The 26,554-nt window shown below is 69.4% G+C and carries 30 protein-coding genes; 15 read left to right on the plus strand and 15 right to left on the minus strand.

Features of this window, described 5'->3' with window-relative positions:
• Positions 1-43 precede the first annotated feature (43 nt).
• The 4 genes from timA to AC3WJT_RS01635 all read left to right on the plus strand — a co-directional run bounded on the left by timA (position 44) and on the right by AC3WJT_RS01635 (position 3,911).
• A complete protein-coding gene (gene timA, locus AC3WJT_RS01620) occupies positions 44-658 on the plus strand; it encodes a TIM44-related membrane protein TimA (protein ID WP_492341322.1) in 615 nt (204 codons plus the stop codon).
• Positions 658-1,818: a murein transglycosylase A gene (mltA, locus tag AC3WJT_RS01625; RefSeq protein ID WP_492341323.1), complete on the plus strand. Its 1,161-nt coding sequence runs from the start codon at positions 658-660 to the stop codon at positions 1,816-1,818. Before timA ends, mltA begins: the two co-directional genes overlap by 1 nt.
• Positions 1,819-1,822: 4 nt before the next feature.
• Positions 1,823-2,329 (plus strand): Smr/MutS family protein, encoded by a 507-nt coding sequence (locus AC3WJT_RS01630; protein ID WP_492341324.1) that lies wholly within the window; start codon positions 1,823-1,825, stop codon positions 2,327-2,329.
• 73 nt (positions 2,330-2,402) lie between these two features.
• A complete protein-coding gene (locus AC3WJT_RS01635; protein WP_492341325.1) occupies positions 2,403-3,911 on the plus strand; it encodes an FAD-dependent oxidoreductase in 1,509 nt (502 codons plus the stop codon).
• A 21-nt stretch (positions 3,912-3,932) separates the two neighbouring features.
• On the opposite strand, the gene hisE is transcribed toward AC3WJT_RS01635, so the two are convergent.
• Genes hisE through AC3WJT_RS01665 form a run of 6 tightly spaced genes read right to left on the minus strand, consistent with a single transcriptional unit; the run spans position 3,933 to position 7,986 of the window.
• On the minus strand, positions 3,933-4,256 hold the full coding sequence (hisE, locus tag AC3WJT_RS01640; RefSeq protein WP_492341326.1) for a phosphoribosyl-ATP diphosphatase: 324 nt from the start codon (positions 4,254-4,256) through the stop codon (positions 3,933-3,935).
• Complete coding sequence (gene hisF / locus AC3WJT_RS01645) at positions 4,253-5,029, minus strand: imidazole glycerol phosphate synthase subunit HisF (protein ID WP_492341327.1); 777 nt, start codon at positions 5,027-5,029, stop codon at positions 4,253-4,255. Before hisF ends, hisE begins: the two co-directional genes overlap by 4 nt.
• Complete coding sequence (gene hisA / locus AC3WJT_RS01650; RefSeq protein WP_492341328.1) at positions 5,029-5,751, minus strand: 1-(5-phosphoribosyl)-5-[(5-phosphoribosylamino)methylideneamino]imidazole-4-carboxamide isomerase; 723 nt, start codon at positions 5,749-5,751, stop codon at positions 5,029-5,031. The genes hisF and hisA overlap by 1 nt, the downstream gene beginning before the upstream one ends.
• Positions 5,748-6,392 carry an imidazole glycerol phosphate synthase subunit HisH gene (gene hisH, locus AC3WJT_RS01655; protein ID WP_492341329.1) on the minus strand — a complete coding sequence of 215 codons (645 nt, stop codon included), beginning with the start codon at positions 6,390-6,392 and terminating at the stop codon, positions 5,748-5,750. Before hisH ends, hisA begins: the two co-directional genes overlap by 4 nt.
• Positions 6,393-6,403: 11 nt before the next feature.
• Positions 6,404-6,994 carry an imidazoleglycerol-phosphate dehydratase HisB gene (gene hisB, locus AC3WJT_RS01660; RefSeq protein WP_492341330.1) on the minus strand — a complete coding sequence of 197 codons (591 nt, stop codon included), beginning with the start codon at positions 6,992-6,994 and terminating at the stop codon, positions 6,404-6,406.
• The gene (locus AC3WJT_RS01665; RefSeq protein ID WP_492341331.1) at positions 6,994-7,986 is read right to left on the minus strand and encodes an adenosine kinase; all 993 of its coding nucleotides are present in this window, start codon (positions 7,984-7,986) and stop codon (positions 6,994-6,996) included. Before AC3WJT_RS01665 ends, hisB begins: the two co-directional genes overlap by 1 nt.
• Positions 7,987-8,136: 150 nt before the next feature.
• On the opposite strand from AC3WJT_RS01665, the gene AC3WJT_RS01670 reads away from it, so the two are divergent.
• Entirely contained in the window at positions 8,137-8,424 is a 288-nt protein-coding gene (locus tag AC3WJT_RS01670) for a DUF1330 domain-containing protein (protein WP_492341332.1), read from the plus strand.
• Between the two features lie 31 nt (positions 8,425-8,455).
• Positions 8,456-9,307: an ATP-grasp domain-containing protein gene (locus AC3WJT_RS01675; RefSeq protein ID WP_492341333.1), complete on the plus strand. Its 852-nt coding sequence runs from the start codon at positions 8,456-8,458 to the stop codon at positions 9,305-9,307.
• 87 nt (positions 9,308-9,394) lie between these two features.
• On the opposite strand, the gene nth is transcribed toward AC3WJT_RS01675, so the two are convergent.
• On the minus strand, positions 9,395-10,069 hold the full coding sequence (gene nth, locus AC3WJT_RS01680) for an endonuclease III (RefSeq protein ID WP_492342350.1): 675 nt from the start codon (positions 10,067-10,069) through the stop codon (positions 9,395-9,397).
• Positions 10,070-10,209: 140 nt separating this feature from the next.
• On the opposite strand from nth, the gene AC3WJT_RS01685 reads away from it, so the two are divergent.
• The gene (locus AC3WJT_RS01685; protein ID WP_492341334.1) at positions 10,210-11,094 is read left to right on the plus strand and encodes a methylated-DNA--[protein]-cysteine S-methyltransferase; all 885 of its coding nucleotides are present in this window, start codon (positions 10,210-10,212) and stop codon (positions 11,092-11,094) included.
• 85 nt (positions 11,095-11,179) lie between these two features.
• Here AC3WJT_RS01685 and AC3WJT_RS01690 read toward each other — a convergent pair whose 3' ends face one another.
• A complete protein-coding gene (locus AC3WJT_RS01690) occupies positions 11,180-12,034 on the minus strand; it encodes a DUF4440 domain-containing protein (RefSeq protein WP_492341335.1) in 855 nt (284 codons plus the stop codon).
• Between the two features lie 105 nt (positions 12,035-12,139).
• Here AC3WJT_RS01690 and AC3WJT_RS01695 point away from each other — a divergent pair, with 105 nt between their 5' ends.
• Positions 12,140-12,880, plus strand: coding sequence for a HesA/MoeB/ThiF family protein (locus tag AC3WJT_RS01695; RefSeq protein WP_492341336.1), 741 nt, complete (start codon positions 12,140-12,142; stop codon positions 12,878-12,880).
• Positions 12,881-12,947: 67 nt separating this feature from the next.
• Positions 12,948-13,937, plus strand: a complete 990-nt coding sequence (locus AC3WJT_RS01700; RefSeq protein WP_492341337.1) for an alpha/beta fold hydrolase — start codon at positions 12,948-12,950, stop codon at positions 13,935-13,937.
• Here AC3WJT_RS01700 and AC3WJT_RS01705 read toward each other — a convergent pair.
• Together AC3WJT_RS01705 and AC3WJT_RS01710 are read right to left on the minus strand one after the other, a co-directional pair.
• A complete protein-coding gene (locus tag AC3WJT_RS01705) occupies positions 13,927-15,927 on the minus strand; it encodes an alpha/beta hydrolase family protein (protein WP_492341338.1) in 2,001 nt (666 codons plus the stop codon). The two genes, AC3WJT_RS01700 and AC3WJT_RS01705, sit on opposite strands and share 11 nt — an antisense overlap.
• A gap of 65 nt (positions 15,928-15,992) precedes the next feature.
• A complete protein-coding gene (locus AC3WJT_RS01710; RefSeq protein WP_492341339.1) occupies positions 15,993-16,979 on the minus strand; it encodes a 2-hydroxyacid dehydrogenase in 987 nt (328 codons plus the stop codon).
• Between the two features lie 109 nt (positions 16,980-17,088).
• Here AC3WJT_RS01710 and AC3WJT_RS01715 point away from each other — a divergent pair, with 109 nt between their 5' ends.
• The 4 genes from AC3WJT_RS01715 to AC3WJT_RS01730 all read left to right on the plus strand — a co-directional run bounded on the left by AC3WJT_RS01715 (position 17,089) and on the right by AC3WJT_RS01730 (position 20,446).
• Positions 17,089-17,601 (plus strand): SH3 domain-containing protein, encoded by a 513-nt coding sequence (locus AC3WJT_RS01715; RefSeq protein ID WP_492341340.1) that lies wholly within the window; start codon positions 17,089-17,091, stop codon positions 17,599-17,601.
• A 92-nt stretch (positions 17,602-17,693) separates the two neighbouring features.
• Positions 17,694-18,206, plus strand: coding sequence for a 3-hydroxyacyl-[acyl-carrier-protein] dehydratase FabA (gene fabA, locus AC3WJT_RS01720; protein ID WP_492342351.1), 513 nt, complete (start codon positions 17,694-17,696; stop codon positions 18,204-18,206).
• Positions 18,207-18,271: 65 nt separating this feature from the next.
• Positions 18,272-19,483 carry a beta-ketoacyl-ACP synthase I gene (gene fabB / locus AC3WJT_RS01725; protein WP_492341341.1) on the plus strand — a complete coding sequence of 404 codons (1,212 nt, stop codon included), beginning with the start codon at positions 18,272-18,274 and terminating at the stop codon, positions 19,481-19,483.
• 144 nt (positions 19,484-19,627) lie between these two features.
• On the plus strand, positions 19,628-20,446 hold the full coding sequence (locus tag AC3WJT_RS01730) for an enoyl-ACP reductase FabI (RefSeq protein WP_492341342.1): 819 nt from the start codon (positions 19,628-19,630) through the stop codon (positions 20,444-20,446).
• Positions 20,447-20,453: 7 nt separating this feature from the next.
• On the opposite strand, the gene AC3WJT_RS01735 is transcribed toward AC3WJT_RS01730, so the two are convergent.
• The 3 genes from AC3WJT_RS01735 to AC3WJT_RS01745 are packed head-to-tail and all read right to left on the minus strand — an operon-like array spanning position 20,454 to position 23,773.
• Positions 20,454-21,059, minus strand: coding sequence for a TetR/AcrR family transcriptional regulator (locus AC3WJT_RS01735; protein ID WP_492341343.1), 606 nt, complete (start codon positions 21,057-21,059; stop codon positions 20,454-20,456).
• Between the two features lies 1 nt (position 21,060).
• Positions 21,061-22,662, minus strand: a complete 1,602-nt coding sequence (locus AC3WJT_RS01740) for a DHA2 family efflux MFS transporter permease subunit (RefSeq protein ID WP_492341344.1) — start codon at positions 22,660-22,662, stop codon at positions 21,061-21,063.
• Positions 22,663-22,666: 4 nt separating this feature from the next.
• Positions 22,667-23,773, minus strand: coding sequence for an HlyD family secretion protein (locus AC3WJT_RS01745; protein ID WP_492341345.1), 1,107 nt, complete (start codon positions 23,771-23,773; stop codon positions 22,667-22,669).
• Between the two features lie 170 nt (positions 23,774-23,943).
• Here AC3WJT_RS01745 and AC3WJT_RS01750 point away from each other — a divergent pair, with 170 nt between their 5' ends.
• A complete protein-coding gene (locus AC3WJT_RS01750) occupies positions 23,944-24,432 on the plus strand; it encodes a hypothetical protein (protein ID WP_492341346.1) in 489 nt (162 codons plus the stop codon).
• A gap of 2 nt (positions 24,433-24,434) precedes the next feature.
• On the plus strand, positions 24,435-25,685 hold the full coding sequence (locus AC3WJT_RS01755; RefSeq protein ID WP_492341347.1) for a UbiH/UbiF/VisC/COQ6 family ubiquinone biosynthesis hydroxylase: 1,251 nt from the start codon (positions 24,435-24,437) through the stop codon (positions 25,683-25,685).
• On the opposite strand, the gene AC3WJT_RS01760 is transcribed toward AC3WJT_RS01755, so the two are convergent.
• Both AC3WJT_RS01760 and AC3WJT_RS01765 read right to left on the minus strand, forming a co-directional pair.
• A complete protein-coding gene (locus AC3WJT_RS01760; RefSeq protein WP_492341348.1) occupies positions 25,686-25,886 on the minus strand; it encodes a Trm112 family protein in 201 nt (66 codons plus the stop codon).
• A gap of 11 nt (positions 25,887-25,897) precedes the next feature.
• A complete protein-coding gene (locus tag AC3WJT_RS01765; protein ID WP_492341349.1) occupies positions 25,898-26,551 on the minus strand; it encodes an LON peptidase substrate-binding domain-containing protein in 654 nt (217 codons plus the stop codon).
• Between the last annotated feature and the right edge of the window lie 3 nt (positions 26,552-26,554).

A 26,554-nucleotide genomic window follows, 5' to 3' on the forward strand; every position in this document is an offset into this window, starting at 1 on the left:
GCCTATATTGCCCATTCATGACGTCAGCCGCGCCGGTCCCCCAGTGAGATTTTTCGAACTCATCATCTTCGCCTTCTTCGCCGCCGTGGTGCTGTACCAGCTCTACGCGGTGCTTGGCCGTCGCATCGGCCGCCAGCCGGAGGACGATCTGGCGGCGACGCCTGCGCCGGCCATGGCTGACGAGCCGATCGTCCCCGAGAGCTATGCGCCCGAAACGGCTGACCTGACGGGCCTCGCCGCGCTGAGGGCGGCGGACCCGGCCTTCAACGTCCCCCATTTCCTCGCCGGCGCCCGCCAGGCCTACGAGATGGTGGTCATCGCCTACGCGGCCGGCGACCACGCGACGCTGAAGAACCTGCTCGGTCCGGCGGTGATGGACAGCTTCGAGGCCGGCATCGCCGCCCGCGAGGCCGAAGGGCGAACCGAACGGATCGAATTCCTCCAGCCGCCCAGGGCCGATCTCGACCGGGTCGAGGTCGACGCCGGCGTCGCCCGCGTCGTCGTGCGCTTCCTGGCCGAGTTCCGCTCGCGCACCAAGGGTCCCGAGGGCGAGGCGGTCGATGACCGTCGCACGGCCGAGCTCTGGACGTTTGAACGCAATCTTAACAGCCGCGACCCCAACTGGACGCTTGTTCACGTGGACGCCGCGGAGGCGTAATGCGACTTCCCGTTACCGGCGTCCTGCTCGCCCTGGCCCTGTCGGCCTGTGCGACGCCGAAGGCCGGCGCGCCTGTCATCCCGCTTCCGTCGCCGCCGGTCGTTCCGCCGCCCCCGGTGGCGAGCACGCCCCCGGCCCCGGTTCCCTACGCCTTCGCCAGTCTGCCGGGCTGGGAGTCCGAGGATCATCGCGCCGCGCTTGAGGCGTTCCGCACCACCTGCGGCGTCTCGCGCGATGCGGCCATCGTCATCGTCTGTCGCCGTGCCAGGGCGTTGGGGCCGACCGACGCCGCCGGGGCCCGCACCTTCCTTGAAACGAATTTCCGGCCCGAGCCGGTGGGCGATACAGGACTGCTGACCGCCTATTTCGCGCCGGTCTACGAGGCCTCGCCCAGCCGGAGCGGGCCGTTCACAATGCCGGTGCGGGCGCGGCCCGATGATCTGGTGATCACCGACCTCGCCGACATCGATCCGGCCGCCACGCCCGGCCAGAAGCTGGTCGGCCGGCTCGAGGACGGTCGCATGGAAGCCTATCCGGACCGCGAGGAGATCGAGACCGAAGGCCTGGGCAAGGTGCTGGCCTGGATGCGCGCCGAGGACCTGTTCTTCCTGCAGATCCAGGGTTCCGGCGTGCTGGTGTTTCCGGACGGGACACGCAAGCGCGCCGCGTTCGCCGCCCACAACGGCAGGCCGTTCACCGGGATCGCCCGGCCGATGCGCGAGAAAGGCCTGCTGAAGGACGCCGATACCTCCGGCGACGCGATCCGCGGCTGGCTGGCCCGTCATCGCGGCCCCGACGCCGACGCGATCATGCGGCTCAACCCTCGCTATGTGTTCTTCAGTCTCGCGGCGGACGACGACCGTGATCCGCTGGGGGCGGCCGGCATTCCGCTTCCCGCGGGCCGCGCGATCGCCGTCGACACCAGCCTCCATCGCATGGGCGAACTGTTCTGGATCGACGCCAGCGCGCCGGCGCTGACCGGCGCCTTTCCCACCTACCGACGCCTCGTGATGGCCCTCGATACGGGCGGCGCGATCAAGGGCGAGGTTCGGGCCGACCTCTACATGGGCCGCGGCGACGAAGCCGGGGTCGAAGCGGGCCGCGTGCGGCACGTGCTGAAGATGTACCGCCTCGTCCCGGTTCCGTCCGGGGGCTCGTGAGGCGATGTCGCGCAAGCTCAAGGCGGACGAGGCGCATCTCTGGGGCCATGTGACGGCCACGGTGCGCCCGCTGCCCGGCCGCGCGACGCCCAAGGCGAAGATGCCGCCCATCGAGGCCGCGCCGGCCCACCTGCCCCTGCCGAAGGCACCCGCAGCGACCAAACCCCGGCCCGTTCGGCCGCCGGAAACCATCGAGCCCGGCCGGCACAAGCGCATCGTGCGGGGACACGAGCCGCTCGAGGCGCGCATCGATCTGCACGGCATGACGCATGACCGCGCCCGCGCCGCCCTGGAATCCTACGTGCTGCGGGTCTGGGACGAGGGGTGCCGCGAAGTGCTGGTGATCACCGGCAAGGGAACCCAGGGCGACGGCGTTCTGCGGCGGTTCACGCCCGAATGGCTGGCCGCCCCGCCGCTGCGCGCGATCGTCGCCGGGGTCTCCCAGGCCCATCGCCGCCACGGCGGCGATGGCGCGCTCTATGTGGCGCTGAAGCGAAAAACGCGGTCCTGACCTCGGGTCACACTGGTTTGCCGTTTGCGTAAGCGTCATACTCGCGCCCGATCCTGGGAGCAGGTGAGAGCAGATGACCCAACGCATACTCATCATCGGCGCCGGCATGGCCGGCCTGTTCTCGGCCCTGGCGCTGGCCGGGCCCGGGCGGCGTGTCGATGTGCTCGAGCGCGATCCGCCGACCCCGTCGGGCGGCGCCGATGAGGCGTTCAGCGACTGGAACCGGCGCGGCGTCGGCCACCTTCGACACAGCCACGCCTTCCTCGCCCGTCTGCGCAATCTGGTTCAGGACCACCATCCGTCGCTGCTCGAAGAGCTGCGTGCGGCCGGCTGCCAGGAAATGAAATTCGCCGACGGCCTGCCTGCCGCCAGCAAGGACCGCTATCGCCCCGAGCCGGGCGACGAGATCCTGACCGTCATCACCAGCCGCCGCACGACGCTCGAACTGGTGATCCGCCGCTATGTCGAGCGGATGCCAGGGGTCGCGATCCACAGCAACGTCAACGTGACCGGCCTGCTGGGCGGTCTCGACGCCGAAGGCCGCTTCGTCGTCGAAGGGCTGCGCGTCAAGGACGGCGAGACCGAGCGCGAGGAGCGCGCGGATGTCGTCGTCGACGGCGCCGGGCGCCTGTCGCAAAGCTTCGACTGGCTCGCCGAACAGGGCGTGACCTGGGACGAGGAAAGCGAGGACGCCGGCATCCTCTACTACACCCGGCACTGGCGGTTCCTGCCCGGCCAGACGCCGCCCGAGCGCGGGCCGGTTCCCGGCGCGGGCGACATGGGTTTCATCAAGTACGGCGTGTTCCCGGCGGACAACGGCTGTTTCTCGATCACCCTGTCGGTGCCCGAGATCGAGGAGACGCTCCGCCAGGCGGTGATGCGTCCGGAAATCTTCGACCACATCTGCCAACTGCTGCCCGGCGTCGCGCCGTGGATCGCCGCCGACCGGTCCGAGCCGGTCAGCAAGGTTTACGGCATGGGGGACCTGAAGAGCCGCTGGCGCTCGACGGTCAAGGACGGCAAGCCGATCGCGCTGAACCTGTTCTTCGCCGGCGACGGCCTGGCGCGCACCAATCCGCTTTACGGCCGGGGCTGCTCGTTCGCGGCCATCGCGGCCTACATGATCCGCGACGCGCTGGCGGTCTCGTCCGATCCCGCGGCACGCGCCCTGGCCTACCAGGCGGCCGTCGACGAAGGGTTGCGTCCGTATTTCCGCGCCATGCGCGACCAGGACCGCCAGGCGATCCGCCGGGCGCGCAATACGCTGGATCCGGGTTATCGGCCCCGGCTGAAGGCGAAGCTGATGAAGAGCTTCGCCGAAGACGCCATCGCCCCGGCGATCCGTTCCAATCCCGCCCTGCTGCGCGCCTTCATGCGCGGTTTCCACATGCTGGAGCCGTCCACGGCCTGGCTGAAGCGACCGGCGACCCTGGGCGCCGTGCTCGGGACCTGGGCCACGCCGAAGGCGCTGAAGCAGAAATACTATCCGCCGAAGCTGGGTCCCGACCGGGCCGAGATGTTCGCGGCGCTCGAGTTGCCCGCGACGGCGGACGCGCAGCGGCTGGGGCTGATTGCGGCCTAGCCCCTTGGGGCCATGGCGGCGCTAGTTGTTCCGCGACGCCTTCTCGGCGATCCCGGATGTCCCCTCGCGGGCTTCCAGCCTGGCGGCAACCTCGTCCGTCGACACACCCGCCGCCGTCAACAGGGCGAGCAGGTGGTAGAGGACGTCGGCGGCCTCGGCGGCCAGGTGATCGCCATCGCCGGACTGCGCGGCTTCCACCGCTTCGGCCGCCTCCTCGATCAGCTTGCGGCCGGCCAGGTCCGGATCAGCCAGCAGTTTGGCGGTCCAGGAGGTCGATGGATCGCCGCCCTTGCGGCTCTCGATCACGGCCTCCAGCCGGGCGATGACCTCGGAAAGCCGGCTCATGCCATCACCTCCGTGACGCCGCGCATCGGGATGCCGGCGGCGGCCATGGCGCGCTTGGCCTCAGGGATCGAGACCTCGCCGAAGTGGAAGATCGAGGCTGCCAGCACCGCGTCGGCGCCGCCCAGCGTCACGGCCTCGACCAGATGCTGTGCGTTGCCCGCGCCGCCGCTGGCGATGACCGGCACGGACACCGCGCCCGTGATCGCCCGCAGCATCGGCAGGTCGTAACCGGTCTTGGCGCCGTCGCGGTCCATCGAGGTCAGCAGGATCTCGCCGGCGCCCTTCTCGACCGCGCGCGCGGCGTACTCGACCGCGTCGATGCCGGTGTCGTTGCGCCCGCCGTAGGTGAAGATGTTCCAGCCGCCGTCCGCTCGGGCCTTCGCGTCCACCGCGACCACCACGCACTGCGAGCCGAAGGCGTCGGCCATGCGCGCGACCAGGTCGGGGTCCTCGACGGCGGCGGTGTTGATCGAGATCTTGTCCGCGCCTGCCCGCAGCAGCTTTCGCGCATCCTCCACGGTCCGCACGCCGCCGCCAACGGAGACGGGCATGAAGCAGACATCAGCCGTGCGGGCGATCACGTCGAGGATCGCACCCCGGCCTTCATGGCTGGCGGTGATGTCGAGAAACATCAGCTCGTCCGCGCCCGCCGCGTCATAGGCGGCCGCCTGCTCCACCGGATCGCCGGCGTCGCGCAGGGCGACGAAGTTGACGCCCTTCACCACGCGGCCGTCCTTCACGTCGAGACAGGGGATGAGGCGGACCTTGAGCATCAGCCGGCGATCTTAAGGGCCTGCTGCGGATCGACCGCGCCCTCGTAGAGCGACCGGCCCAGCACCGCGCCGGCGATCGCCGCGCCCTTGCGGGCCTTGAGCAGTTCGATGTCGCGCACCGAGGCGATGCCGCCCGAGGCGATCACCGGAATAGCGACAGCGTCAGCGACTTCGCCGACCTGGTCGATGTTGACGCCGGTCATGGCCCCGTCCCGGCCGATGTCGGTGACGATCAGGGCCGCGACGCCGGCGTCCTCGAACCGCTTCGCCAGTTCGATGACCCCCAGATCCGACCCGCCGATCCAGCCTTCGGTCGCGACCATGCCGTCGCGGGCGTCGATCGCCACGGCGATCTGTTCGGGCCAGGCTCTCGCCGCCGCCTTGACCAGGGCCGGGTCCTTGACCGCGACGGTGCCCAGGATCACACGGCTGACGCCGGCTTCGATCCAGCCCTCGATCGCGGCCATGGTCCGCACGCCGCCGCCCAGCTGCACCGGGATGGAGACCGCGCCGAGGATATCGGCGACCGCGTCGCCATTGACCGGCCGGCCCTCGACCGCGCCGTTCAGGTCGACCACATGCAGCCAGGAAAAGCCCTGCTTCTGGAACAGCGCGGCCTGGTCGGCGGGCGCGTTGTTGAACACGGTCTCCTTGTTCAGGTCGCCGTGCAGCAGACGCACGCAGCGCCCGTCCTTCAGATCGATGGCCGGATAGAGGATCACGCGGGCGTCTCCAGGAAGTTCGCCAGAAGCCGCAGGCCCTGGGTCTGGGATTTCTCGGGGTGGAACTGCACCCCCATGATGGTGTCACGCGCGACCGCCGCGGCGAAGCGCCCGCCGTGATCGACACTGGCGATCACATGTGACGGATCGGCGGGGGTGAAGGCGAAGCTGTGGGTGAAATACATCTCCGCCCCCTCGCCGAGGCCCGTCAGCAGCGGATGAATGGCCGGCGCCTCGAGGGCGTTCCAGCCCATGTGCGGGATCTTGGCGGCAGGGTCCGCCGGCGTCAGCCGGGCGACGTCGCCCGGAATCCAGCCGAGGCCCCGGGTCTCGCCGAACTCGAGCCCGCGATCCGCCAGCAGCTGCATGCCGACGCAGATGCCGAGGAACGGCCGCCGGCGGGCAATGGCGGCCTCGGTCATCGCCTCGATCAGCCCGTCGCGGGCGGACAGGGCGCCCATGCAGGCAGCGAACGCCCCAACGCCGGGCAGGACCAGACGGTCGGCCGCCGCAATGACGTCCGGGTCAGCGGTGACGATGACCTCCACCGACAGGGCGTGCGTCTCCGCCGCGCGGCGAAGCGCCTTTTCGGCCGAGCGAAGGTTGCCCGACCCGTAGTCGATCAGGGCGACGCTCTGCATGGATGAGGTTCCTAGAGCGAGCCCTTGGTGGACGGCGCCCGTCCATGGGTCTTGGGGTCCAGCTCCACCGCCGTCCGCAGCGCGCGGGCGAGGGCCTTGAAGCCGCTCTCGGCGATATGGTGGCTGTTGTCGCCGTAGAGGGTTTCCAGATGCACGCAGGCGCCCGCGTTCATGGCGAAGGCGTGGTGGAATTCCTTGAACAGCTCGGTGTCCATCGATCCGACCAGCGGCGTCTTGTAGGCCACTTTCCAGATCAGATAGGCGCGGTTGCTCAGGTCCAGGGCGCAGCGCGTCAGCGTCTCGTCCATCGGGATATAGGCCGAGCCGAAGCGGCGGATGCCCTTGAAGCCATCCAGCGCCTTGTTCACCGCCTGGCCGAGCACGATGCCGGTGTCCTCGACCGTGTGGTGCATGTCGATATGCAGGTCGCCTTTGGTTTCGACCTTCAGATCGAAACCGCCGTGGCGGGCGAAACTGTCCAGCATATGGTCGAAGAAGCCGATGCCGGTGGACACCGTGGCTTCCCCCGTCCCGTCGAGATCGATCCAGACGCGGATCTGCGTCTCCTTCGTCTCGCGAACCACCTCGGCCGTGCGGGCCATCAGAACAGTCCTTCCGCCTTCGCCAGCGCCTCGAGCGAGACCTGGGGTCTGGGGCCGTAGTGACCGATCACCTCGGCCGCGGCCAGGGCGCCCAGTCGACCGCAGACGTCCATCGAACGACCCCGGGCCAGACCCAGCAAAAACCCCGCCGCGTATTGGTCGCCGGCGCCGGTCGTGTCCACGACTTTTTCCACCGGATAGGCCGGAATGAGGTGCGCTGCACCGCCCGCGTACACCACCGAACCGGTTTCGCCGCGCGTAATGGCGCAGACCTTCGTGCGCTCGACCAGTGCGGCGGCGGCGGCGTCGAAGTCGTCAGTCTGGAACATCGCCTTCACCTCGGCCTCGTTGGCCAGGACGATGTCGCACTCGGTCTCGATGAAGCCGAGCAGCAGGTCGCGGTGGCGCTCGACGACGAAGGAGTCCGACAGGGTGATGGCCATCAGCCGTCCGGCGGCGCGGGACAGGCCGGCCGCCTTGGCGAACGCGCGACGGGCTTCGGGCGGATCGAACAGGTAGCCTTCGAGGAAGATGATCTTGGCGCTTTCGATCATCAGCGGATCGACGTCTTCCGGGCTGAGCTCGGTCGAGGCGCCCAGGAAGGTGCACATCGTGCGGTGACCTTCGGGCGTCACATTGATCAGGCTGCGCGCCGTGCGCGGCCCGCCGGTCAGCGGCCGGGAGTCGAACGCGACCCCGATGGCCTTCATGTCGTGCTCATAGACCTCGCCCAGCTGGTCGTCCGCCACCTTGCCGAGGAAGGCGGCGCGGCCGCCCAGGCTGGCGATGCCCGCCACGGTGTTGCCGGCCGATCCGCCCGAGGTTTCGATGCCCGGCGCCATGTGGCCGTAGAGCTCTTCCGCCTGACCCTCGTCGATCAGCTGCATGGAGTTCTTCACCAGGCCCTGGGTTTCCAGGAAGGCGTCGTCGCAAGGGGCGATCACATCGACGATGGCGTTGCCGATGGCGGCGACGTCGTACAGGTCAGGCATGGCGGGGTTCTGGCGTAGCTGAAGGGTCCGGGCTGGTTACAGGACAAGGCCCGGCGGGGCAAACGCATGACGGCGACAAATGCCTGTCGACTTACGCCGGGACAGGCGTCCGACGCTGGATCCAACCAAGAAAACCAGAGGGACGAGACCATGACCGCCTACTTCATCTTCATCCGCGACAAGACCACCGACGCCGCCGAGCTGGCGACCTATGGCCAGAAGGCCGGCTCCACCATCGCCGGCCATGCCGCCACCCCGCTGGCGTTCTACGGCAAGCACGAAGTGCTCGAGGGGCCTGACGTCGAAGGCGTTGTGGTCATTGCCTTCCCGTCGATCGACGAGGGCAAGGCCTGGTACAACAGCGACGGCTACAAGGCCGCCCGCGAGCACCGCTTCAAGGGCGCCGAGTATCGTCTGGTGGCCGTCGAGGGCCTTTGACGCCGACGACATCGTGACTTAGGGGCGATGCATGGCCCGCATCGCCCTGCTCACCCCCGCCGCCCACAACCCCTATGTCCGCATCTGGGGTCCCGCCTACGACCGGCTGACCGCCGCCCTCACCGGCGCGGGGCTGGAGGTCGTCTCCATGGAATGGCCGAAGGCGGCGGAGGCCGACGTCGATGCGGTCCTGCCGCTGCTGGCCTGGGGGTATCACCAGGACGCCGCCGACTGGCTGGCCATGCTCGATACGCTGGAGGCGCGGGGCGCAAGGGCGCTCAACCCGGCCGCCATCCTGCGCTGGAACACCACCAAAACCTATCTGGCCGATCTGGAAGCCGCCGGCGTGCCGGTCGTGCCGACGGTGTTCGCCGATCGCGCGGATGACGCGGTGGTCGCGGCCGCCCGGGCCGGGTTCGGCGGCGGGACGCTGGTGGTCAAGCCGCAAGTGTCCGGCGGCTCACATGAAACGGTGAAGCTGGAACCGGGCGAGGCGCTCGTCGGCGGCCCGTCGGGCGCGGCCATGATCCAGCCGTTCCTGCCGTCGGTGTCCGGCGAGGGCGAGATCTCCCTGCTGCATTTCGACGGCGTCTTCAGCCATGCGGTCGGCAAGGTGGCGAAGGCCGGCGACTTCCGGGTCCAGCCCCAGTTCGGCTCGACGATTGGGCCGATTGAGCCGCCGCCCGGCGCGCTCGATGTGGCGCAGGCCGCGATCGCCGCTGCGCCGGGACGGCTCACCTACTGCCGCGTCGACCTGATCCGCCATCCGGACGGCACGCTGCGGGTGATGGAACTGGAAGCCATCGAGCCGGACCTGTTCCTCGAGCATACCGCTGAGGCCGGCGCGGTGTTCGCGGCGGCGGTGAAGCGGGCGCTGGCCTGACAGATGGGGACATGTACCGCAGGTACGTGTCCCCCAAACCCGCGCGCCCTCGATCGGGGGACACGTACCGAAGACGGTACATGCCCCCTATCCCCCCAGAAACAACTCCCGGCTCGGACACAGTTCCCGCACCTGGCATTCCCCGCACTTCGGCTTCCTGGCCAGGCAGGTGTAGCGGCCGTGCAGGATCAGCCAGTGGTGGGCGCGGGTCAGATAGGGCTCGGGCACGATGGCCATCAGGTCGGCCTCCACCTTGTCCGGGGTCTTGCCGTCCGACAGCTTCAGCCGGTGCGAGACGCGGAACACATGGGTGTCCACGGCGATCGCCGGTTCGATGCCCAGCTCGTTCAGCACCACGCTGGCGGTCTTGCGGCCGACGCCGGGCAGGGCCTCCAGGTCGGCGCGGTTCAGCGGCGTCTTGCCGCCGTGCTGCTCCATCACGATCCGCGACAGGGCGATGACGTTCTTCGCCTTGTTGCGGAACAGGCCGATGGAACTGACGTAAGGGATCAGTCCCGCTTCGCCGAGGGCCAGCATCGCCTCCGGCGTGCTCGCTACTGGAAACAGCTTCGCCGTCGCCTTGTTGACCTGCACATCCGTCGCCTGGGCCGACAGGGCGACGGCCACGACCAGGGTGAAGGGGTCCTGGAACGCCAGTTCGGTGCGCGGGTCGTCCGACAGGGTCGCGAACCGGTCGAACAGTTCGCCGACGCGAAGCTTCTCCTTCGGCGACAGACGTTTCCTCGGCGCGGGCTTTTTCATCGCCGCAAGGATGGCCTGCACCGCCCCGTTCGCCAAGGCGGGCAGGGACGCTATGCTGCCGGAACTATATCTCCCGCGGCCGCAAGAACCGGGCGGATTTCGCCGATCGACCCGCCTACCTTCGGCTCATGGCCTACGACATGACCCCCACCCGCTCCGCCCCGGCGCCGGCTTCCGGCGTCATCATCAATCTCGAGGAACGCGCCCGCGACTACGATCGCATGGCCCGCGCGCTCGCCTGGCTCGCCGACAACTGGCGGGAACACCCGTCTCTGGACGAGGCCGCTGACGCGGTGGGCTTGTCCCCTTTCCACTTCCAGCGCGTGTTTACCCGCTGGGCCGGGGTCAGCCCCAAGGCGTTTGTCGCTTCGATCGCCCACGCCGAAGCGCGCACGCTGCTGGAAGACGGCGCCAGCGTGCTGGACGCGGCGCTCGACACGGGGCTGTCCGGCCCCTCGCGGCTGCACGACCTGTTCATCGCCCAGGAATCGGTGACGCCGGGCGAGGCGCGCCGTCGCGGCGAAGGTCTGACCCTGCGCTGGGGCCTCGCCCCGACGCCGTTCGGCACGGGCCTGTTCGCCGTCGCGCCCCGCGGCCTTGCCGGACTGGGCTTCGTCGACGAGGCCGGCGTGGAGGCGGCCTTCGCCGACATGCACCGCCGCTTCCCGGCGGCGGACTGGGTCCGCGACGATGAGGCGGCCAACGACATGGCGGTGAAGGCGTTTGTCGGCAGCGACGGACCCTTGCCGATCGTGCTGATCGGATCGCCGTTTCACATCCAGGTCTGGAAGGCGCTGTTGCGCATCCCCGCCGGCGCCACGGCCACCTATGGCGAGGTCGCGGGCTGGGCGGGCAAGCCGAAGGCCTACCAGGCCACCGGCGCGGCGATCGGCGCCAATCCGGTCAGCCTGCTGATCCCCTGTCATCGGGTGATCGCCCGCGACGGACGGCTCACCGGCTACCACTGGGGGCTCGGCCGCAAGGCGGCGATGCTGGGCATGGAGGCGGTCGCGGCGGCGGGGTGAGGACCTGGCGGTCCTTGAGCAGGTCGCCCGCCGGAGCAAGACTGGCCTTCAAGACATCAGGGACGGTCCGCCTTGCGGAGGCGCGTCAGTCTGCCGGCACGCGCGGAATCAGCAGCTCATCAAAGACCAGCCGCCAACCCTCCGGCCGGCGCTGCCAGACGCGGACGTAATGCGCCTTCACCGCTGCGCCGTCCCTGGCCCATCCGGCGGTCCCGTAGGTCCAGGCCATGTCGCCGGCCGCCGATACGCCGCCGCCCTGAGGCGTGAAGGTGATCTGCCGCGCGCGCCAGTCCAGCTCCTGCCCATGCGTCGAACAGCCCGTGGCCGGCGGCATGGGTGATCCCTGGAGGCGCGCGTCGCAGGCCAGAACCTTGAGGTAGGCCGCCTTGCTGTCCGTGGCGGCTTCTGCGGCGAGGGTCGCCTCGACCCCCTTCACGGCGGCCATCGCGCCTTCCGGATACTGGCCGCGCACAGTGGAGACCGGCAGGTAGGCCGGTGTCGCCTCCGGTCCGGGCGCGACGCCGGCGTCGTTGCTCACGCCGCCGTCGAGGATCCATTTCCACTGGCCGTCCTGCTGGCGACGCCAGACGGTGAAATAATGGCCGCGTCGCTTGCCGCCGACGCTGTAGGGCCCTGTGGTGAAACCCAGATCGCCGCTGGCGGAAACGCCCGCCCAGACCGGCCACCATTCGAGCTTCGGCGCGTCCGCCGGATCGTCGGGCGAGGACAGGAACGCCTCGCGGGCCTTGACCGGATCAGGCGTCATCAGGATCGCGTCGTCGGTCATATGGGCGAGGAAGCTCTTCTTGACCCCCATGACGTAGCCGTCGGCGGCGAAGGCCCGCTCGGCCGCGACCACCGGGGCCGGGGTCACCGGCGCGATGGCGGCGACGGCGGGTAAGGCGAGGCCCAGGGCGGCGAGGGTCAGGATCAGACGCATGTCGGCGCCCCCGTTGATGTCCAGGGAAGGCTACGCCTGACAGACGCCCATTCCGTATGAAATCGCGGTAAGACTCGCGAAGCAGGTCAGGGACGGGACGAGGCGATGAGCTTTTCGCAGGCCGAGGTCGAACGCTACGCGCGCCATCTGGTGCTGCGCGAGATCGGCGGCCAGGGCCAGCAGCGGCTCAAGGCGGCCAGCGTCCTGCTGATCGGCGCGGGGGGGCTGGGCGCGCCCGCGGCCCTGTATCTGGCGGCGGCGGGGGTCGGCCGGATCGGCATCGTCGATCCCGACACCGTCGCCCTGTCCAATCTGCAGCGGCAGGTGCTCTACGCCACGGCCGACGTCGGCCAGGGCAAGGTCGCGGTCACGGCCGCGCGGCTCGCCGCGCTCAATCCCGACATCACGATCGAGCCGCACGCGCTGGCGCTGACGGCGGACAACGCCGGGGCGCTGATCAGCGCCTACGACCTGGTCCTCGACGGCACCGACGACTTCGCCACCCGCTTCGCCGTCTCCGACGCCTGTGTCGCCGCCGGCAAGACCCTGGTCAGCGGCGCGATCGCCCGCTGGACGGGCCAGGTCGGCGTCTATCCAGGCAAGCCCTGCTATCGCTGCCTGGTGCCGGAGGTTCCGCCCGACGCTGACACCTGCGCCACTGTGGGGGTTGTCGGCGCCCTGGGCGGGGTGATCGGCGCGATGATGGCGCTGGAGGCGGTCAAGCTGATCACCGGCGCCGGAGAGCCCCTGGCCGGGCGGCTGCTGATCTATGACGCCCTGGCCGGCGAGACCCGCACAGTGCGGATCGGCCCTGATCCGGACTGCCCGGCCTGCGGCGGCGCTTGACGAAATCGACGATAGCAGGCGTCAATCGGGCCGCCGGACAGCAAGAGCCGGAAGGGGCGAGACGATCATGAAGACGCTGGGCAAGGTCCTGACCGGGATCGTGGTGGTTCTCGCCGTGCTGCTGACCGCTGGCTGGCTGGCCCTGCGCCGCCCCGAAATTCCATGGCCGACCCTGCAGGCCAAGTACGCCAACGCCGCCTCCCGCTACATGGAGCTGCCCGGCGGCGTGAAGGTCCACTACCGCGACCAGGGCAAGCGCGACGGCCCCGTGATCGTTCTGGTGCACGGCTTTGCGGCCTCACTGCACACCTGGGAGCCGTGGGTCCAGAGACTGGGTTCGGACTACCGGATCATCACCCTCGACCTGCCGGGCTTTGGCCTGACCAGCGCGCCGGAGGGCTTCACCCTTCCCCGCAGCGGCTTTGTCGACGTTGTCGATCAGGTGACGACGAAGCTGGGCGTCACCCGGTTCGTGCTCGCCGGCAACTCGATGGGCGGCGGCGTGGCCTGGAACTACGCCCTGGCCCATCCGGAGAAGCTGCAAGGCCTTGTGCTGGTCGATGCGGCCGGCTGGCCCCAGCAACGGGAGGATGGCCGGGATGGTCCGTTCATCTTCAAGGTCCTGCGCAATCCGGTCGGCCGCTTCCTGATCGGCGATCTGGACACCACAGCCATGACCCGCGCCGGTCTGCGCGACGCCTTCGCGCCGACGCCCGACATGGTCGACGACGCCATGGTCGCCCGCTACGTCGAGATGTCCCGTGCGCCGGGCCACAAGGACATCATCCTGAACCTGATGGGCGGCTTCGACCCGGCGGACGCGGCCTCGAAGGAAAAGCTGTCGAAGATCGCCGTGCCGACGCTGGTGATGCACGGCGACACCGACAAGCTCATCCCGGTGGCCCACGCGGGCCTGTTCGGCGACGCCATCCCCGGCGCGACGGTGATCATCTACCCGAAGGTCGGCCACGTCCCCATGGAGCAGATCGCCGACCGGTCGGCGACGGACCTGGACGGCTGGCTGAAGGCGAAGGTCTGGCCGCCCGTCAGCCGGTAAAGCCTTCAGCGATGAAGGCGGTCGTCTCGGCGAGAATCTGTTTGAGCTCGTCCGGCTCCCAGCCGCCGTGCCCGCCGTTGCGCAGTTCGATCAGGCGCGCCGGGCGCTTCTCTCGCTTCAGGCTGGCCGCCATGGCGCGGGACTGCCGGATCGGCACCACGCCGTCGATGTCGCCATGGATCAGCAGGACGGGATCAACCAGATCGGCCGCCCGCTCGGTGGGCGAACCCCGCTTGAGCGCCTCCCGGCCGGTCGCGGGATCGCCGATGGTCTTCAGGAAATAGAGGTAGGCGGGCGAGTCCGCGCCGTCCTCGCGCTCGTAGTCGAGCAGGTCCGGCAGGTCGGTGACCCCGGCGATGGAGACCACGCGCCGGTACTGGCCCGGCTTGCGAATCGCGCCCATCAGCGCCGCGTAGCCGCCGTAGCTCGCGCCGCAGATCGCCACCTTGCCCGGGTCGACCGCGCCGCTGGCGACGACATGGGCCAGGCTGTCCTCGACATCCTCCTGCATCCGGTCGGCCCACCGTCGGTGACCGGCCTCGGCAAAGGCGCGGCCATAGCCGCTCGAGCCGCGGAAATTGGGCTGAAGGACCAGCCAGCCGAGGGCGGCGAAGGCCTGGGCGAAGATGTCGAAGGCGAAGCTGTCGCGGGCGTGCGGCCCGCCGTGCGGCATGACCACCAGCGGGCGGGGTCCGGACGCCAGCGGCCGGGTCAGATAGGCGGTGAGCGCCTGCCCGTCGCGCGCCGTGATCCGCAGCGCTTCCATCGGCGCCAGCCGGTCGGCCGAAAGCCAGGACGCCTGCCGGCCCAGCAGGTCGAGCTGCCGCGTTTCCCGGTCATAGAGGTAGTAGGCGCCGGCCTCGGTCGCGCCGGAGGCATGGACGATGAACCGACGACGGGCCAGATCGATGTCGTGCAGCACCACGCCGGCGTCGGCGCCGATGGCGGTCTGCACCGCCTTGTAGTGGGGCGCCAGGGACGGATCGAGGAACTGATACTGCGTCCGGTCGTCGGTGTAGGCGGCGGCCAACGGGGTCAGGCCCTTGTCGAAGAAGACACCCTCCATGTCCCGCTCCGCATGGCTCGCGACCACCTCGCCGAGCGCCAGGGTGCGGACGTCGAACCGCCGGATCGTCCGGGCGTTGTCGCCCGGCGCCATCGTCGCGACGAGCAGAACCCCGGCTTCGCGGGTCGCCCCGACCGCCTCGAAGTCATCGTATTGTGAGAAGGCATTGCGCCGGATCTTGCGGACGAAGCGCCATTCCTTCTGGCCCGGAGTCCGGGCCGACAGGCTGGTGTAGCGACCGAGAACGCTCTCATCGACCCGCAGCACGGCGACGCCGTTCTGGGTGTACCAGAACCGTGTCCGCTCGCTGCCTCGCTCGTGCAGCTCACCCTTGCCGGTATGGATGTTCACCTTCTGCAGGGTGTTGGCGTAGAGGTCGGGGTCCCAGACCTGCATCAGGATGTGGTCGGGGTCGTCGACCAGTGGGTCGACCACGTGCGAGACGTTCCAGAGATAGCTCTGGGCGTTGCGGTCCTGGCCCAGCAGCACCACCGGGTTGGAGCCGTCCGCCCCGATCGCCATCAGCCGGTGGACTGAGCGCTCATAGAGCCGCGCGCCCGCCCGGACGCCGGTCTTCTTGCCGTCTGGCGTCTTGTCAAAGCTGAACCAGACCAGCAGGCGCTCGTCGCTGGCCCATTGCACGCGATGGACGTCGTAGTCGCCGATGACGGCCTGGATCGGCGGCGCCTTCAGGTCCGCCGTCTTCGCCAGCAGGACATAGGACAGCCGCTTCTCGCCCTCCCGCTGCTCGCGAAGCACGGCGATCCGGTCGCCGCGGGGCGAGATGGCCGCATCAAGCACCGCCCTCGGCCGCGTCAGATCATCGAGCGAGGGTGGAGACGAGCCGGCGGCCGCGCCTGATGCTGCGGCGAACGCCAGCGGGGCGAGCGCCGCCATCGCGACAAGGCGCCTGCGGGTCAGCATGGCCGTTCCCCCCGTTTCCCTGACGTACAACTTGGAGGCGCAGGCGCGCCCCGGTCAAGCGTCCGTCAAAGCATCGCGGGAATGACGCGGTCCGGCGGGCGGTGGCCGTCCATGAAGGTCTTGATGTTGACGATGACCTTCTCGCCCATGTCGATCCGGCCCTCGACGGTGGCCGAGCCCATGTGCGGCAGCAGCACCACGTTGGGCAGCTTGAGCAGCTTGGGATTGATCGCCGGCTCGTTCTCGTAGACGTCCAGGCCGGCGCCGGCGATCTCGCCGCGGGCCAGCATGTTGGCCAGCGCCCCCTCGTCGATCACCTCGCCGCGGGCGGTGTTGATCACCACAGCCGTCGGCTGGAGCAGTTTCAGACGGCGGGCCGACAGCAGATGGAAGGTGGCCGGGGTGTGCGGGCAGTTGATGGAAACGATGTCCATCCGCGCCAGCATCTGGTCAAGGCTCTCCCAGTAGGTCGCCTCGAGTTCCTCGGCGACGCGCGGGCTGACCGGCTTGCGGTTGTGATAGTGGATCGACAGACCGAAGGCCTTGCCGCGCCGGGCCAGGGCCTGGCCGATGCGGCCCATGCCGATGATGCCGAGCCGCTTGCCCCACAGACGACGGCCGAGCATCCAGGTCGGCGACCAGCCCTGGAAGCCGCCCGACTGCACGACATTGGCCCCTTCGACGATCCGGCGCGTCGAGGCCATGATCAGGCTCATGGTCAGGTCGGCGGTGTCCTCGGTCAGAACGCCCGGGGTATTGGTGACGATCACGCCGCGCTGGTTGGCCGTGGTCACATCGATATTGTCGACGCCGGCCCCGAAGTTGGCGATCAGCTTCAGCCGCTCGCCGGCGCGCGACAGCAGCCGCGAGTCGAGGCGATCGGTGATGGTCGGCACCAGAACGTCGGCGCGGCTCATCGCGTCGACGAGTTCATCCGGCGACATCGGATGGTCATCGACGTTCAATTCGGTGTCGAACAGCTCCCGCATCCGGGTTTCGACCGGGTCAGGCAGCTTGCGTGTGACGACGACTTTCGGCTTCTTGGCGGCCATGGACGCTTTCAATAACGGCGTTGGCCCCTCGGGGGGTCTTCGCACCCTTAGCAAAGGCCCGGCGGGGGGCCAAGGGAAGCCGCGCGCCTTGAGGCCTCAAGATTGGTCTTTGCCGGTAAAGTTGGCGGCGTTGGGCGCCGTCCTCGCGCTCGCCGGCTGCGGCGGACGGGGGGAGACGGTCTGCGACACGCCCTCGACCCTGCCGGTGCCGCGCTTCGTCTCGCTGAAGTTCGGCGAGGTCTACGCCCGCAAGGGGCCCGGGGAGGATCACCGCATCCTCTGGGTCTGGCGCTCGAAGGGCATGCCGCTGGAGGTGATCGCCGAGACCAGCGACTGGCGCAGGGTGCGCGGCCCGGACGGCGTCGCCGCCTGGGCGCACAAGCGGGGAACCGACGGCCGTCTGACCGTCATGCGGGTCAAGCCCGGCCAGCTGCCGATGCGCGCCGCGCCCAAGGCCGACGCGCGCGTGGTCGCCTATCTGGCCCCGAACGCCATCGCCGCCCTCGACAAGAGCGAGGGGGGCTGGCGCCGGATCAAGGCTTCCGGCGAAACCGGCTGGGTCCCGGCGGCCGAGGTCTGGGGCGCCGGGGGCCCGACACCCTGCCGGCCCCGCGAAGATTGAGACCGCTCCCCGCGCGTGGTAACCCGCGCTTTCTTCCCGGCCGCAGTGCGGCGATGTTCCGGTGACGCATGACCTCGACGACCCCGGCCCCCATGGCCCAGTCCAGCTACAGCTTCGATGAGCTGATCGCCTGCGGGCGCGACGAGACGTTCGGTCCGGGCAACGCGCAGCTGCCCATGCCGCCGATGCTGATGTTCGACCGGATCACCACGATCAACGCGGATGGCGGCCAGTACGGCAAGGGCTATGTCGAGGCCGAGCTCGATATCCGCCCCGACCTCTGGTTCTTCGCCTGTCATTTCAACAACGACCCGGTGATGCCCGGCTGTCTCGGCCTGGACGCCATGTGGCAGCTGGTCGGCTTCTACCTCGGCTGGATCGGCGGCCCCGGCCGCGGCCGCGCCCTGGGCGTCGGCGAGGTCAAGTTCACCGGTCAGGTCGTCCCGACCGTGAAGAAGGTGGTCTATCGCATCGAGCTGAAGCGGGTGATCAACCGGAAACTCGTCATGGGTATCGGCGACGGGGTGCTCGAAGCCGACGGCAAGCTTATCTATGAGGCGAAAGACCTCCGGGTGGGCCTGTTCGATCCGAAGGACATGGCCTGATCAGAGCCGGTCTGCGGGGTGTCCGCTCCATCCGGGGCGGACGGGGGGAATACTAGGGAGTCGCCATGCGTCGCGTCGTCGTTACGGGCATCGGTATCGTGTCCTCGATCGGGTCCAACGCCAACGAGGTTGTCGCCTCGCTGCGTGAAGCGAAGTCGGGAATCAAGTTCGCCCAGTCCTACGCGGACCTCGGGTTCCGGTCGCAGGTCGAGGCCGCGCCCGACTGTGACTGGGAGTCGCTCGTCGACCGCCGCGCCGCCCGTTTCCTCGCCGAGGGCACCGGCTGGGCCCATGTCGCCATGGAACAGGCGATCGCCGATTCCGGCCTCGAGGAGAACGAGGTCTCCAACGATCACACCGGCCTGATCATCGGCTCGGGCGGTCCCTCGACGCGGGCGATCATCGCCGCCGCCGAGACCACGCGCGAGAAGGGCCCCAAGCGCATCGGCCCGTTCGCCGTGCCCAAGGCCATGAGCTCGGGCGCCTCGGCGACCCTGGCGACCTGGTTCAAGATCCGCGGCCTGAACTTCTCGATCAGCTCGGCCTGCGCCACCTCCACCCATTGCATCGGCTCGGCCTACGAGCAGATCCTGATGGGCAAGCAGGACGTGATGTTCGCCGGCGGGACCGAGGAGCTGGACTGGTCGCTGTCCAACATGTTCGACGCCATGGGCGCCATGAGCAGCAACTTCAACGACCGGCCGGCCGTCGCCAGCCGCGCCTATGACCTGAATCGCGACGGCTTCGTCATCGCCGGCGGCTCGGGCATCGTGGTGCTTGAGGAAATGGAGCGGGCGAAGGCTCGCGGGGCGAAGATCTACGGCGAAATCGTCGGCTACGCCGCAAACTCGGACGGCTTCGACATGGTCGCTCCGTCCGGCGAGGGCGCCGCCCGCTGCATGCGGCTGGCCATGGCCGGCGCCGGCGGCCGGTCGATCGACTATCTGAACCCGCACGGCACCTCCACGCCGGTCGGCGACATCAAGGAGATGGAGGCGGTCCGCGAGGTGTTCGGCAAGAACGCCCCGGCGATTTCCTCGACCAAGTCCCTCACCGGCCACTCGCTCGGCGCGGCCGGCGCCCAGGAAGCGATCTACAGCCTGATGATGCTGAACAACGGTTTTCTCGCCGAAAGCGCCAACATCGAGACTCTCGATCCGGCGTTCGAGGACATGCCGATCCTGCTCAAGCGGGCCGACCGCCAGGTGGAGACGGTGATGTCCAACAGCTTCGGCTTCGGCGGCACTAACGGCTGCCTGGTCATGGCGCGGGTCTAGGCAACAAGCATCTTGCGTCCTTCGAGACGGCTGCTACGCAGCCTCCTCAGGATGACGCGAGTCCGGGGTCGCAATCCCCGTTCGTCATGGTGAGGAGCGCCCGCAAGGGCGCGTCTCGAACCACGCACTGACAAGGAACGCCAGATGGCCGACGACTACAGCTTCCCCAAGGGCGACCTGATGAAGGGCAAGAAGGCCCTGATCACCGGGGTGGCGAACCACAACTCCATCGCCTGGGGCATCGCCTCGCAACTGGCCGCCCAGGGCGCCGAGCTGGCGTTCGCCTATCTGCCCGACATGGAAAAGCGCGTCCGGCCGCTGGGTGAGAGCATCGGGGTGAAGACCTTCGTGCCGATGGAGGTCACCGATGACGCCTCGCTCGACGCGGCCTTCAGCCAGATCGAGTCCGAAATGGGTACGCTCGACGCCTACCTCCACTCGATCGCCTTCGCCAACAAGGACGAGCTCAAGGGCTCGTTCGTCGAGAACACCACCCGCGAGGGCTTCCTGCGGGCGATGAACATCTCGGCCTTCAGCTTCGTCGACACCGCCAAGCGCGCCTCGCGGCTGATGCCCAACGGCGGGTCGATGGTCACCATGACCTATCTCGGCGCCGAGCGGGTCATTCCGAACTACAACACCATGGGCGTGGCCAAGGCCGCGCTGGAAGCGGCGACCCGCTACATCGCCCGCGACCTCGGTCCCAAGGGCATCCGGGTCAACGCGATCTCGGCCGGGGCCATGCGCACCCTGTCGCTGGCCGGCATCTCCGGCGGCCGCGGCATGCTCAGCCAGGGTCGCGCCTTCAGCGCGCTGAAGGAAGACACTTCGATGGAGGGCGTGGCCGGCGCCGCGCTGTGGCTGCTGTCGGAACTGGGCCGTTCGACCACCGGCGAAGTGGTTCACGTCGACGCGGGCTTCCACATGATCGGCCTGCCGGACGCCGAAGCCGCCGAGGGCTGAGCCCCTCCTAGGGCGCGTAGGCCCGCATGAAGCGGTAGGCGCATTCGGCGGCCAGGGCCTCGATCTCGTCGGGCTCCAGGTCCGTAGCCAGGCTGAGCAGGGCCTTGGTCTGGCGATGGCCCAGCACCATGCCGCTGTAGAGTTCCGCCGCCTGCAGGGGATCGGGCACGCTCATCCGGCCGGCGCGCGTCTCGGCTTCCAGAAACGCGGCCAGCTGGCGGCGGCTGGCCTTGGGGCCGGTCTCGAACACTTCGCGCGCCAGGTCGGGCATCTCTCCCGCGCTCTGCACCGTGACCCGCATCAGCCCGTAGTTGCGATTGGTCACGACGGTCAGCACGGTTCGGGCGTAGGCCTTCAAGGTCTCCTCGGGCCGTTCCACCGCGCCGGGCTCCCGCAGGGGAGCGGTGATGCTCTCCACGCGTCGCTCGACGAGGGCCCGGACCAGCTCGGTCTTGGAGCCGTAGTGGTTGTAGACCGTCTGCTTCGAGACCTTGGCCCGGCGGGCGATCTCTTCCATCGGCGCCGACAGGCCGCGTTCGCCCAGCACCTCGGAGGCGGCGTCGAGGATGGCCTCGCTCTTGGCGGTGTCGATCTGTCCGGCGAGGCGCGGCATGTCAGTGCTCCTCGACGGGAGTCATCGACCGCCCTCCCGGCGCGACCTTGCCGGGCTTTGCCAGGATCGACAGCAGGGCGGCGATGGCGGCGCAGACGGCCATGAAGGTGAAGGCGTCGCCGAACGCCAGGATCTGGGCCTTCTGCGAGATCATGTAGTGCATCGCCTTGTAGGCGGCCCCGTCAGGGTCGGAGACGCCCAGTTGCTGGAAGCGGGCGGTGAGACCGGCCAGCATCGCCTGACCCTCGATGCTGCCGCGATCCATGCGCGAGACCAGGTCATTCATATGCACCGCGCCCTGCGTCGTCAGGGTGCTGGCGATCACCGCCATGCCGATGGCGCCGGCGGTGTTGCGGGACAGGTTGAGCAGGCCGGAGGCGTCCTTGATGAGGTGCAGCGGCAGGGTGCTCATGGTCATCTGGGTGGAGGCGATCATCGCCACCATCACCCCCACGCCGCGGAAGGCCTGCAGCGCCGCGAACTCGGCGAAGCCCCACTCGCCGTTGATGTCATGCCCCAGCCACATGCCCCAGGCGACCATGCCGTAGCCGATGACGATCGGAATTCGCGGATCCACCGCCCGCACCCAGCGGCCGGCGAGGGGGCCGGTGAAGAACATGGCGATGCCGGACACCAGCATGGTGGTGCCGACTTCTGACGCCGAATAGCCGCGGATTCGGCCGAGATAGATCGGCAGGACGAACGTGCCGCCATAGAGCGCCAGGCCGGACGTGGCCCCCATCACCAGGCCCAGGGCGAAGTTGCGGTCGGCGATCGCCTTCAGCTGAACGATCGGCTGGAAATAGGTCAGCTGCCGCCAGATGAAGACCACGCCGGTGACGCTGGCCAGCACCGTCAGCCACAGGATCGCGGTGTCCTCGAACCAGTTGTCCTTGGCGCCCTCCTCCACGACGTACTGCATGCTCATCAGGAAGATGGCCATCACCACCAGGCCGAACCAGTCGAAGTTGTGGGCCAGCCGCCGGTCGCCCTTGTCGAAGTTGCCGTAGCGCCCGACGAGGAACAGGCTCAGGAGGCCTGGCACGACGTTGATGAAGAACAGCCAGCGCCAGCTCAGCCAGTCGGTCAGGTGCCCGCCCAGGGTCGGGCCGACGGTCGGGGCCAGGGTGACGATCATGCCGGTGACCACGTTGGCCGTTACACGCCGCTCCGGCGGAAAGGCGCTGAAGGCCGTCGCGAACACCGTCGGCACCATGGCGCCGCCGATGAAACCCTGCAGGGCGCGGCAAGCGATCATCATGTCGATATTGGTCGAGCAGCCGGCCAGAACGCTCATGATCAGGAAGCCGCCGCAGCTGAACATGAACACCTTCTGGGTGCCCCACAGCCGCGCGAGATAGGCCGACAGCGGGATCATCACCACTTCAGGGATCAGGTAGGCGGTCTGGATCCAGCTGATCTGGTCGGCGCTGGCCTCTACGCCGGCCTGGATCTGCGGCAGGGAGGCGGCGACGATCTGGATGTCGAGGATGGCCATGAACTGGCCGATCGCCATGCCTCCGAATCCGAAGAACAGCTTCGTCCAGTTGACCGGCGGCGCCGCCGTCGCCGCGTCGGGCCCTGTCAGGGTCGCGGCTGTCACGGGCCTAGCGGGACTGTCCGGTGCGGGCGTACTGCGCCGGCGCCTGTCCGGACTCGGCGAAGCTCTGTCCTGCGCGGCCGCGGACGTCGACCTTGACCTCGACCGAGAGCCCAGGCCGCAGCGCCGAGGCCAGGCTCTCGCCCGGGGCCACTGTGATCCGCACCGGCACGCGCTGGGCGATCTTGGTGAAGTTGCCGACCGCGTTCTCGACGGGGATCAGCGCAAACTCCGCGCCGGTCGCGGGCGCGAAACTCTCGACGCGGCCCCTGATCGTCGCGCCGCCGAAGGCGTCAGCCTTGATCTCCACGGTCTGGCCGATCCGCAGGCGGGCCAGCTGGGTTTCCTTGAAGTTGGCCACGATGAAGGCCTTGCCCAGCGGCACTACGCTCATCAGCGTGACGCCGGGCTGCACAAGTTGTCCGGGCCGGACGGAACGCGCGCCCACGACGCCGGCGGCGGGCGCGCGGATCACGGTGCGTTCCAGGTCCAGTTGCGCCTGCTGCACAGCGGCCCGGGCGGCGGCGACCTGGGCCACCGTCTGGGCGCGGGCCGAGCCCAGTGACTCCGCCGAGCGCCGCTCGGCCTCCAGCGCGGCCTGGGCCTGGGCCACGGACGCGGCGGACTGGGCCGCGCCGGCGCGGACTGTGGTGAGCTTCTGGTCGGAAACCCAGCCCTTCACGGCCAGCTCCCCGTAGCGCTTCATGTCGGCGTCCGAGCGGCTGGCTTCGGCGCGCGCGCTGGCCAGACCGGCGGCGCGCTGGGCGATCATCGCCTGCTCAAGGGCGGCCTTGTCGTCGACCGCGCTGACGGCGGCCTCAAGGGCGTTGGCGTTGGCGACGGCCTGGTCGAGCCGGGCCTGGAAGGTGGTCGGGTCGATGCGGGCCAGCACCTGTCCGGCCTCCACATGCTGGTTGTCGCTGACCAGCACCTCGACCACATAGCCGGCCACCTGGGGGCTGATCTGTACGGTGTCAGCCTGAACAAAGGCGTTGTCAGTCTTTTCGTAGGCCTGTTTGTCGGCCCACCAGAGGCCGCCGCCGATCAGGATCGCCAGACCGGCGACCGTCGCCGTCAGCAGGGGGATCAGTCGGTTTCTGGGAATGGACGGCATCGCTCGCCCTCGGCCACACAGGAGACAAATCGGACCTCGCGGCCCGGACACTCCCAGCCGATAGCGCCACGTCCGGGGGTCAGCAAGCGTTAAATGGACGCACGCGTCCACAAATCAACAGTGGCTTCCCACGCTTTCGCCGGACGGCGGCTCGCGGTAACCTGACAGCGATGACCGACGTCGCCTCCACGCCGCCCGCCCTCCGCTGGGTCGCCATCTTCCTCGCCGCCTGCGGGGTGTTGGGACTGTTCCTGGGATTCCGCGACCAGATCCGCAAGAATCCGCCCGGCTGGTACACCGGCGTCGAACAGGCCGCCGTGCCGCTGGCCGCGCCCGCGGACGGCGCGCGCGAGGCCGTGGCCTTCGACCCCGCCGAGCGCTCCGCTACGGCGGCCCGCTCGTCGACTCCCGCGCCGAAGGCGACCGAGACGAAACCCGCCGCGGACGGACCTGATGCGGTGGAGACGCCGACGGCGACTGATCCGACCACCGCCAAACCCATCGTGCCGCCGCCCGCCCCGCTGGCGGTTCCGCCCGCCGCGACGCCGCGACCCAAGGCGGCCGCGCCCGCGCCAAGGACCGCGCCGTCCGCGGATCCCGTCGGCGATATCCTCGAGGGCCAGAAGCAGCCTGAAACACCCGCGACGGTGCCCTACTAGCCATGGCCCGATTTGACGCCGACGTGATCATCGCCGGAGCCGGCATGGCCGGCGCCACCCTCGCCCTCGCCCTGAAGAGCGGCGGCATCGAGCCGTTGCTGGTCGACCCCGCGCCGTTCGACACCCAGCTGGAGGCGACCTTCGATGGCCGCTCCAGCGCGATCGCCTTCTCCTGCTTCCGCCAGTGGCGGACGCTGGGCCTCGCCCCGCTGCTCGAGCCCCACGCCCAGCGGATGGACGAGATCCTGGTCACCGATGGCCGCAGTCCGGGCGCCGCTTCACCCGGCCAGAGCCCCTTCTTCCTGCACTTCGATTCCGGCGAGATCGCCGACCGGGTCGCGGGCGAGCCGCTCGGCTACATGCTGGAGAACCGCCGCACCCGCGCCGCCCTGGCCCAGGGGATCACGGACGCCGGCATCCAGGTGCTGGCGCCCGAGCGGGTCGTGTCGGTCGAGGTGAAGCCGGCGTTCGCCGAGGTGACCCTGTCGAGCGGCCGGGTGCTGACCGCGCCGCTGGTCGTCGGCGCCGAGGGGCGCGGCTCGACCGTGCGCAAGGCCGCCGGGATCGAGGCCATCGGCTGGGACTACCCCCAGACCGGCGTCGTCTGCACCGTGAAGCTTGAACACGGCCACGGCGGCGTCGCCCACGAGTACTTCCTGCCCGGCGGGCCGTTCGCCATCCTGCCCCTGACCGACGACCGCGTCAGTCTGGTCTGGACCGAGAAGCGGATCCGCGCCGACGCCCTGAAGGTCGCAAGCCCGGAGGCGTTCAACGCGCACCTGGCCCGCCGCTTCGGCGAATTCCTCGGCAGGGTCGAGGTGGTCGGGCCGGTGTTCACCTATCCCCTCTCGCTGTCGATCGCCGAGACGCTTTGCGCGCCGCGCATCGCGCTGCTCGGTGATGCGGCCCACGGCGTTCACCCGATCGCCGGCCAGGGCCTGAATCTCGGCCTCAAGGGCGCCGCGGCGCTGGCCGAGGTGATCGTCGAGGCGTCACGCCTGGGCGAGGATATCGGCTCCGAGGCGGTGCTGGAGCGCTACGCCGGCTGGCGCCGCTTCGACACCAACACCCTGGCGGCCGGTATGGACGCCTTCGTCTGGCTGTTCTCGAACGACAATCCGCTGATCCGGCTGGTCCGGGGCGTGGGCATGGCGGCGATCAACCGCATCGGCCCGGCGCGCCGCTTCTTCATGCACGAGGCGGGCGGCGCGGTCGGCGATCTCCCCCGGCTGCTGCGCGGCCAGGCGCTTTGATCAGGCGTCCAGTTCCCGCGCCTCTTCGGGCAGCATGATCGGCACGCCGTCGCGGATCGGATAGGCCAGCTTCGCGGCCTTGCTGACCAGCTCGCCCTTGACCCGATCATAGGTCAGCGGGGTCCGGGTCACCGGGCAGACGAGGATTTCCAGGAGGCGCGGATCGACGTCGGCGACAAAGGGGGCGGCGGGTTCGGTCATGGCCAGAGCTTCTACTGCATCGAATGGGGTTCGTCATCGCCGCCGGCGGAGTCGATCTCCAGCAGGGCGACCAGCGCCTCGGCCCGGTCGGCGATGGTCACCGCTTCCAGCAGGGCCTGCTTCTCGGCCGGATCGAACGGCAGGCCCATCGACAGGCTGTTGACCAGCGCGTCGACGGGCGCCTGCTGCGCCGTGTCCCAGTCGATGCCCAGCCCGCGCTGGTCGAGGTACCGGCCGAGCGCCTTCAGAAAACGGGGCCGGTCGAGCGTCGGCGGAACCTCGTGTTCCCGCAGATCGTCCTCGAACGGCGCGAACCGGGCGCGCACCTGACGATAGGGCGCTCCGCCCGGCAGTTCGTCACCGACCTCGAACCGCGACACGCCCGTCAGGGTGATCAGGTAGCGGCCGTCCGGGGTCTCGGCGAAGCTGGTGATCTTGCCGACGCAGCCGATTGTCGCCAGCGTCGGACGCTCGGGATCGCCGCCGCGCGTCTGGACCATGCCGATCAGCCGATCGCCGGCCATGGCGTCGTCGATCATGTTCAGATAGCGCGGCTCGAAGATGTTCAGCGGCAGCTGACCGCCCGGCAGCAGCAGCGCGCCGTCGAGCGGAAACACCGGGATGGCCTGGGGCAGGTCGACGGCCTTGCGGTATCCCGTGCCCATGAC

It is taken from the genome of Caulobacter sp. FW305-C-30-S16, assembly GCF_058783025.1.

What these genes read in the sequence shown, in the direction of transcription:
- mltA (WP_492341323.1), top strand. Translation starts at nt 658, where the DNA reads ATGCGACTTCCCGTTACCGGCGTCCTGCTCGCCCTGGCCCTGTCGGCC.
- AC3WJT_RS01630 (WP_492341324.1), top strand. Translation starts at nt 1,823, where the DNA reads ATGTCGCGCAAGCTCAAGGCGGACGAGGCGCATCTCTGGGGCCATGTG.
- AC3WJT_RS01635 (WP_492341325.1), top strand. Translation starts at nt 2,403, where the DNA reads ATGACCCAACGCATACTCATCATCGGCGCCGGCATGGCCGGCCTGTTC.
- hisE (WP_492341326.1), bottom strand. Translation starts at nt 4,256, where the DNA reads ATGAGCCGGCTTTCCGAGGTCATCGCCCGGCTGGAGGCCGTGATCGAG.
- hisF (WP_492341327.1), bottom strand. Translation starts at nt 5,029, where the DNA reads ATGCTCAAGGTCCGCCTCATCCCCTGTCTCGACGTGAAGGACGGCCGC.
- hisH (WP_492341329.1), bottom strand. Translation starts at nt 6,392, where the DNA reads ATGCAGAGCGTCGCCCTGATCGACTACGGGTCGGGCAACCTTCGCTCG.
- hisB (WP_492341330.1), bottom strand. Translation starts at nt 6,994, where the DNA reads ATGGCCCGCACGGCCGAGGTGGTTCGCGAGACGAAGGAGACGCAGATC.
- AC3WJT_RS01665 (WP_492341331.1), bottom strand. Translation starts at nt 7,986, where the DNA reads ATGCCTGACCTGTACGACGTCGCCGCCATCGGCAACGCCATCGTCGAT.
- AC3WJT_RS01670 (WP_492341332.1), top strand. Translation starts at nt 8,137, where the DNA reads ATGACCGCCTACTTCATCTTCATCCGCGACAAGACCACCGACGCCGCC.
- AC3WJT_RS01675 (WP_492341333.1), top strand. Translation starts at nt 8,456, where the DNA reads ATGGCCCGCATCGCCCTGCTCACCCCCGCCGCCCACAACCCCTATGTC.
- nth (WP_492342350.1), bottom strand. Translation starts at nt 10,069, where the DNA reads ATGAAAAAGCCCGCGCCGAGGAAACGTCTGTCGCCGAAGGAGAAGCTT.
- AC3WJT_RS01685 (WP_492341334.1), top strand. Translation starts at nt 10,210, where the DNA reads ATGACCCCCACCCGCTCCGCCCCGGCGCCGGCTTCCGGCGTCATCATC.
- AC3WJT_RS01690 (WP_492341335.1), bottom strand. Translation starts at nt 12,034, where the DNA reads ATGCGTCTGATCCTGACCCTCGCCGCCCTGGGCCTCGCCTTACCCGCC.
- AC3WJT_RS01695 (WP_492341336.1), top strand. Translation starts at nt 12,140, where the DNA reads ATGAGCTTTTCGCAGGCCGAGGTCGAACGCTACGCGCGCCATCTGGTG.
- AC3WJT_RS01700 (WP_492341337.1), top strand. Translation starts at nt 12,948, where the DNA reads ATGAAGACGCTGGGCAAGGTCCTGACCGGGATCGTGGTGGTTCTCGCC.
- AC3WJT_RS01705 (WP_492341338.1), bottom strand. Translation starts at nt 15,927, where the DNA reads ATGCTGACCCGCAGGCGCCTTGTCGCGATGGCGGCGCTCGCCCCGCTG.
- AC3WJT_RS01710 (WP_492341339.1), bottom strand. Translation starts at nt 16,979, where the DNA reads ATGGCCGCCAAGAAGCCGAAAGTCGTCGTCACACGCAAGCTGCCTGAC.
- fabA (WP_492342351.1), top strand. Translation starts at nt 17,694, where the DNA reads ATGGCCCAGTCCAGCTACAGCTTCGATGAGCTGATCGCCTGCGGGCGC.
- fabB (WP_492341341.1), top strand. Translation starts at nt 18,272, where the DNA reads ATGCGTCGCGTCGTCGTTACGGGCATCGGTATCGTGTCCTCGATCGGG.
- AC3WJT_RS01730 (WP_492341342.1), top strand. Translation starts at nt 19,628, where the DNA reads ATGGCCGACGACTACAGCTTCCCCAAGGGCGACCTGATGAAGGGCAAG.
- AC3WJT_RS01735 (WP_492341343.1), bottom strand. Translation starts at nt 21,059, where the DNA reads ATGCCGCGCCTCGCCGGACAGATCGACACCGCCAAGAGCGAGGCCATC.
- AC3WJT_RS01745 (WP_492341345.1), bottom strand. Translation starts at nt 23,773, where the DNA reads ATGCCGTCCATTCCCAGAAACCGACTGATCCCCCTGCTGACGGCGACG.
- AC3WJT_RS01750 (WP_492341346.1), top strand. Translation starts at nt 23,944, where the DNA reads ATGACCGACGTCGCCTCCACGCCGCCCGCCCTCCGCTGGGTCGCCATC.
- AC3WJT_RS01755 (WP_492341347.1), top strand. Translation starts at nt 24,435, where the DNA reads ATGGCCCGATTTGACGCCGACGTGATCATCGCCGGAGCCGGCATGGCC.
- AC3WJT_RS01760 (WP_492341348.1), bottom strand. Translation starts at nt 25,886, where the DNA reads ATGACCGAACCCGCCGCCCCCTTTGTCGCCGACGTCGATCCGCGCCTC.
- AC3WJT_RS01765 (WP_492341349.1), bottom strand. Translation starts at nt 26,551, where the DNA reads ATGGGCACGGGATACCGCAAGGCCGTCGACCTGCCCCAGGCCATCCCG.